The sequence below is a fragment of the Longimicrobium sp. genome (assembly GCF_048594345.1).
In the GTDB taxonomy this organism is placed as follows: Bacteria; Gemmatimonadota; Gemmatimonadetes; order Longimicrobiales; family Longimicrobiaceae; genus Longimicrobium.
This window is the reverse complement of the sequence record NZ_JBMDXM010000152.1, coordinates 1-5,550: the sequence shown is the minus strand read 5'-3', so window position 1 is coordinate 5,550 and position 5,550 is coordinate 1. Positions and strand designations below refer to the sequence as shown.

4 protein-coding genes are annotated in these 5,550 nt (G+C 68.1%); all 4 read left to right on the top strand.

All coding sequences use genetic code 11. From position 1 onward, the window contains the following. Positions 1–276: 276 nt before the first annotated feature. The 4 genes from ACOJUJ_RS16665 (at position 277) to ACOJUJ_RS16650 (ending at position 4,965) form a co-directional block, all read left to right on the top strand. Positions 277–1,140, top strand: coding sequence for a CheR family methyltransferase (locus ACOJUJ_RS16665; protein ID WP_420128028.1), 864 nt, complete (start codon positions 277–279; stop codon positions 1,138–1,140). Beyond that, positions 1,137–1,751 carry a chemotaxis protein CheB gene (locus ACOJUJ_RS16660; protein WP_420128027.1) on the top strand — a complete coding sequence of 205 codons (615 nt, stop codon included), beginning with the start codon at positions 1,137–1,139 and terminating at the stop codon, positions 1,749–1,751. The genes ACOJUJ_RS16665 and ACOJUJ_RS16660 overlap by 4 nt, the downstream gene beginning before the upstream one ends. Continuing rightward, on the top strand, positions 1,748–3,778 hold the full coding sequence (locus tag ACOJUJ_RS16655; RefSeq protein WP_420128026.1) for an ATP-binding protein: 2,031 nt from the start codon (positions 1,748–1,750) through the stop codon (positions 3,776–3,778). The genes ACOJUJ_RS16660 and ACOJUJ_RS16655 overlap by 4 nt, the downstream gene beginning before the upstream one ends. A 485-nt stretch (positions 3,779–4,263) precedes the next feature. After that, the gene (locus ACOJUJ_RS16650; protein WP_420128025.1) at positions 4,264–4,965 is read left to right on the top strand and encodes a response regulator; all 702 of its coding nucleotides are present in this window, start codon (positions 4,264–4,266) and stop codon (positions 4,963–4,965) included. Positions 4,966–5,550: the final 585 nt, after the last annotated feature.

Here is a 5,550-nt window from a genome sequence, read left to right as displayed (position 1 = left end):
GAGGGGGAGAATTCGACCGCGTTTCCGCTGGCTCCTGGCCGAGCCCAGCTGAATTCTCCCCTTTCTCCCGCGTCAGCGGGGGAGAGGGGGAGGCGCGGGCGCCAGCGGGATGCCCGTCGCCGAGCCGTAATCCAGCGGCGGCGGGGCCTTCACCCCGGAGCCGCCGAAGCCCGGCGGCGGCAGCGTGTTCCGTGTAACCTGTCTGTTCGCACGCACCTTGCCGTACGTCGCGGTTCTGCACGCTGCGACGGAGACACACACAGAGGCAACGACCCTGTGGCGAATGCCCGAGTAGAACTGCCGGATACGCCGGCCGCGTACGACAGGGAGCTGGAGCGGATCGAGATCGAGCTGCTGCTGGAAGGGGTGTACCGGCACTACGGCTTCGACTTTCGCAGCTACGCGTATTCGTCGCTCAAGCGGCGCGTGTGGAAGCGCATCGAGCACGAGGGGCTGCAGAGCGTAAGCCAGCTGCAGGACCGCGTGCTGCACGATTCGGCGATGATGGAACGGCTGCTGCTGGACCTTTCCATCAACGTCACCGCCATGTACCGCGATCCCGGCTTTTACGCCGCGTTCCGCGAGAAGGTGGTGCCGGTGCTGCGCACCTACCCGTTCATCCGGGTATGGCACGCCGGGTGCTCCACCGGCGAAGAGGTGTACTCCATGGCCATCCTGCTGGAAGAGGAGGGGCTGTACGAACGGGCGCGCATCTACGCCACGGACATCAACGAGATGGTGCTGCAGCGCGCGCGGGCCGGCATCTTTCCCCTGGACAAGATGCAGGAGTACACGCAGAACTACGTGCGCGCGGGGGGCACCCGCTCGTTCAGCGAGTACTACACGGCCATGTACGACGGCGCGCTGTTCAACGGCGCGCTTACGCGCAACGTGGTGTTTTCGCAGCACAACCTGGTCACGGACGGCTCGTTCGCCGAGTTCAACGTGGTCGTGTGCCGCAACGTGATGATCTACTTCGACCGCAAGCTGCAGAACCGCGTGCACCGCCTGTTCTACGACAGCATGGGGCGCTTCGGCATCCTGGCGCTGGGGAACAAGGAGACGCTGCGCTTTACCGAGTTCGAGGACAAGTACGAGGTGCTCGACGCGCGCGAGAAGATCTTCCGGAGGCTGGCGTGAGCGAGGCTCCCCAGGCGACGCCCGGCTACCGGGTGGTGGTGGTGGGCGCCTCCGCCGGCGGCCTGCACGCCCTGCGCACCATCGTCGCCGGCCTGCCGGACGACTTCGAGCTCCCGGTCGTCGTCGTGCAGCACCGCGCCAAGGAGTCGGAGCTGCTGTGCGAGCTGCTGCAGGAGTGCTCGGGCCTGCCCGTCTCCGAAGTGAACGACAAGATGCAGATTGGCCCCGGCGTGTGGGTGGGCCCGCCCGACTACCACCTGCTCTTTGAAGGCGACGGGTTCTTTTCCCTGAGCACCGACGACCCGGTGCGCTACAGCCGCCCCTCCATCGACGTGATGTTCGAGTCCGCCGCCGACGTGTACGGCATGGACGTCATCGGCGTGGTGCTTACCGGCGCCAACGCCGACGGCGCGCGCGGGCTGCGCCAGATCGCCGACGCGGGCGGCCACGCGGTGGTGCAGGACCCCGAGACGGCCGAGGTGCGGGTGATGCCGCGCTCCGCCGCCAAGGCGGTCCCCGAGGCGTGCGTGCTGCCGCTGGAGGAGATCGCCGCGCACCTGGCGGCCATCCGCGGCCGGCGCGTGCCCCGCTGCCGCACGGTGTCCGCATGAGCGACAAGACCGCCCCGGCCGCCGCGCCGCCGCTCCGGGCGCGCATCCTGATGGTGGACGACCGGCCCGAGAACCTGATGGCGCTGGAAGCCATCCTGGAGTCGCTGGGCCACGACCTGGTGCGCGCCAACAGCGGCGAAGAGGCGCTGCGCCAGGTGCTGCTGCATGACTTTGCCGTCATCCTGCTGGACGTGCAGATGCCGGGGATGAACGGATTCGAGACGGCGCAGCTCATCAAGAGCCGCGAGCGCAGCTCGCTGACCCCCATCATCTTCCTCACGGCCATCAGCAAGGACGAGCAGTTCGTGTACGCGGGGTACGAGGTGGGGGCCGTGGACTACATGTTCAAGCCCTTCAACCCCGACGTGCTGCGCAGCAAGGTGGCGGTCTTCGTGGACCTGTACCTGAAGACCGAGCAGCTCAAGGAGCAGGAGGCCCGGCTGCGCGAAAGCGAGGTGCGCGCGCTGGAGCTGCAGCACCGCGCCGAGCTCAGCCAGAGCGAGGCGCGCACCTCCGAGATCGTGGACTCGGCGCTCGAGGCCATCATCACCTTTGGCGACGACCGGCTGATCTCGCTGTTCAACCCCGCGGCCGAGCGCACCTTTGGCGTTGCCGCCGCGGAGGCCATGGGGCGGCCGGTGGATGAACTGTTCGCGCCCGAGTACCGGGGCGTGGCGGTGGAGGAGATGTGTGCGCACGCGGCGGACCGGGCCGTCTCGGTGCTCGAGGGCAAGGGCTCCGGCGAGCCCGACGTGCCGCCGCGCGAGCACTCGCTGATGGGGCTGCGCGCCAGCGGCGAGACCTTTCCCCTGGAGGCGTCGGTCAGCTGCCTGCAGCTGGACAGCGACCGGCTGTACACCGTCATCGGCCGCGACGTGTCGGAGCGCAAGCGGGCCGAAGAGGAGCTGCGCGAGCAGGCCGAGAGCCTGGCCCGCACCAGCCACGAGCTGCAGTCGGTGAACGTGCAGCTGCAGGCGCGCCAGCGGGAGCTGGAAAGCGCCATGGCCTCGCGCAGCCGTTTCTACGCCTCCATGAGCCACGAGCTGCGCACCCCCATCAACGCCATCCTGGGGTACAGCGCGCTACTCTTGGACGACATCTACGGCCCGCTGAACGAGCAGCAGGCGCGCGGGATCGAGCGGGCCAACCAGGCGGCCAAGCACCTGCTGGAGCTGGTCAACGACATCCTGGACTTGTCCAAGATCGAAGCGGGCAAGATCGACCTGGAGATCCAGACGGCCAACTTTCCCGCGCTGGTGCAGGACCTGTTCGTCACCGTCCGCCCCCTGGCCGACGAGCACGGGTCGGAGCTGTCGCTGGGGTGCGAGGAAGCGCTGGCCATCACCACCGATCCGCGGCGGGTGCGGCAGATCATCCTCAACATGCTGTCCAACGCCATCAAGATTGGCGAGGGCAAGCCGATCACGGTGGACTGCCGGTCGCGCGAGGACGGCGGTGTCGAGGTGGACGTGCGCGACGAGGGGCGCGGGATCGAGCCCGAGAACCTGGAGCGCATCTTCGACGAGTTCGTGCAGATCGCGCATCCGGACCAGCAGCTGGGCACCGGGCTGGGGCTGCCGATCTCGCGGCGGCTGGCGGTGCTGCTGGGTGGCTCGCTGACCGTGGAGTCTGCGCTGGGCGAGGGAAGCACCTTCCGCCTTTCGCTGCCTCCCAAGCTGGACGTGCGCACTCTCTCCGCCACCGAGAGCCTGCCGTTCCCCGTCCCCACCGACGACGACCCGCTCACCCCCGCGTCCGGCGAGTCCGCGTCCGACGAGGGCCGGTCCGAAAAGCCCGCATCCGACGCGTCCGCCTCCGCCGCGGGCGACACGGTGGACGATGGATCCACGGATGACGCGGTTTCGGTCGATGAAGACGGCACCGGCGCGGAGGAGGCGGCCGCGGCGGGCGGCGAAACGGATGCGGAGCCCGGCGCGGCGGATGGGGAGGATGCGGACGAGGATGACGCGGGCGAGGGGGACGAGGAGCCGCACGCGGCGCCGCTGGCGGGCAGGCGGCGGGGGTAGGGCCCGCCTACCCACTCCGGGCAAAAGCCCGGGGCTCTAAAGGCCATAAAGCCCCGCCCTGGGCTCGCGGAACTCGCCCGGCGGGGCTTCACCTGCTCGTGTGGGGCAGAGCCCGCGGCCGCTGGCGGATGAAGCCCTGTTCGGCGAGCGAAAGCGAGCTGGACGGGGCTTCTGGCATTCCCGCCGGGTGCATTCCTCCGACCCGCCGGCCTGGACGGGGTCGGGTCGCGACGTAACGGACTCCGGGAAGCCATCCCGGCCTCCGTGTAACGGATGTTGGTCATCCACCGAACATTGTCGCATCGTGCTTCCCGAAACGTTACGGTCGCGTTACAACAAGGGTCTACACTGCGATCAGGAGTTTGCGTGATCCTGACCGCAGAGGAGGAAGCTTGCAGAGCACTTCCGGGCAGGTGCATTCTACAGGCGTGTTCACCGGGCTCATCGGTGGCGCCAGCAGTGTGCCGACCCCCAACACAAGCCGAATGAACGCCCACATCCTGGTGGTCGACGACGAGCCGGACATCTCCGCGCTGGTTGCGTACCATCTTGCTCGTGAGTCGTACCGCGTGCGCACCGCCAGCAGCGGCCCCGAGGCCATCCGCGCCGCCGAGGTGGAGCGCCCCGACCTGATCGTGCTGGACCTGATGCTCCCCGGGATGTCGGGGCTGGCCGTGCTCGAGGAGCTTCGCCGGCGCCCGGAGACGCAGGAGATCCCCGTGATCCTGCTCACCGCGCGAAAGGAGGAGCAGGACCGCATTGCCGGGCTGCGCCTGGGCGCGGACGACTATGTGAGCAAGCCGTTCTCGCCGCAGGAGCTGATCCTGCGCGTGGGCGCGGTGCTGCGGCGCGTGCAGCAGGCGCCGCCGGCCGGGAAGACCGGCAAGGTGGTGCGGGTGGGCCCGTTCGCGGTGGACGCGGGCGCGGCGCGGGCGCAGGTGGACGGCCGCGACCTGGATCTGACCCCCACCGAGTACCGCCTGCTGATGACGCTGATGGAGCGCCGCGGGCGCGTGCAGAGCCGGCGCCAGCTGCTGGAGTCGGTGTGGGAGGTGACCGCCAACATCGCCACCCGCACGGTGGACATGCACGTGCAGCGTCTGCGCGGCAAGCTGGAGGAGCATGCTGACTGGATTGAGACGGTGCGGGGCTTCGGGTACCGCTTTCGGAACGAGCCTCCGCGGTAGGGCGGGAGGGAAAGTACGAAGTACGAAAGTACGGGACGATCGTAGTGTTGAGGTGCGGTGGGACCGGACCGGCCGGGGAGGGTCCGTCGGGCATCCAGGAGCGAATGAATTCGCTGCTGGAAAGGCGCAAAGTCCGCCGGTGCGGACTGTTGCCGTGCGTCTGGCGCGTCGTCGGAACGTGAGGATTGCGACAGTGGATTCCTCAGCTGGCGCACCGGCTTCATCGCACGAGCGAGGTTTTCGTGGCGCCTCTTCCGGAACGGCAGTGTGGCGCGCGGGCAGAACCTGTCCGGCCCGGCCTGTCACGTAGTTGAAGCCCCGCGTAGTTTGCGGGGCTTTCCGCTTTGGTTGCGGCGAGTTCACTCGCTCCCAGCACGGAGCCTGTCGGAGCGGGCCCCGTACTCTCGTACCTTCGTACCTTCGTACTTTCGTACTTTCGTACTTTCGTACCTTCGTACCTTCGTACCTTCGTACCTTCGTACCTTCGTACCTTCGTACCTTCGTACCTTCGTACCTTCGTACCTTCGTACCTTCGTACCTTCGTACCTTCGTACCTTCGTACCTTCGTACCTTCGTACCTTCGTA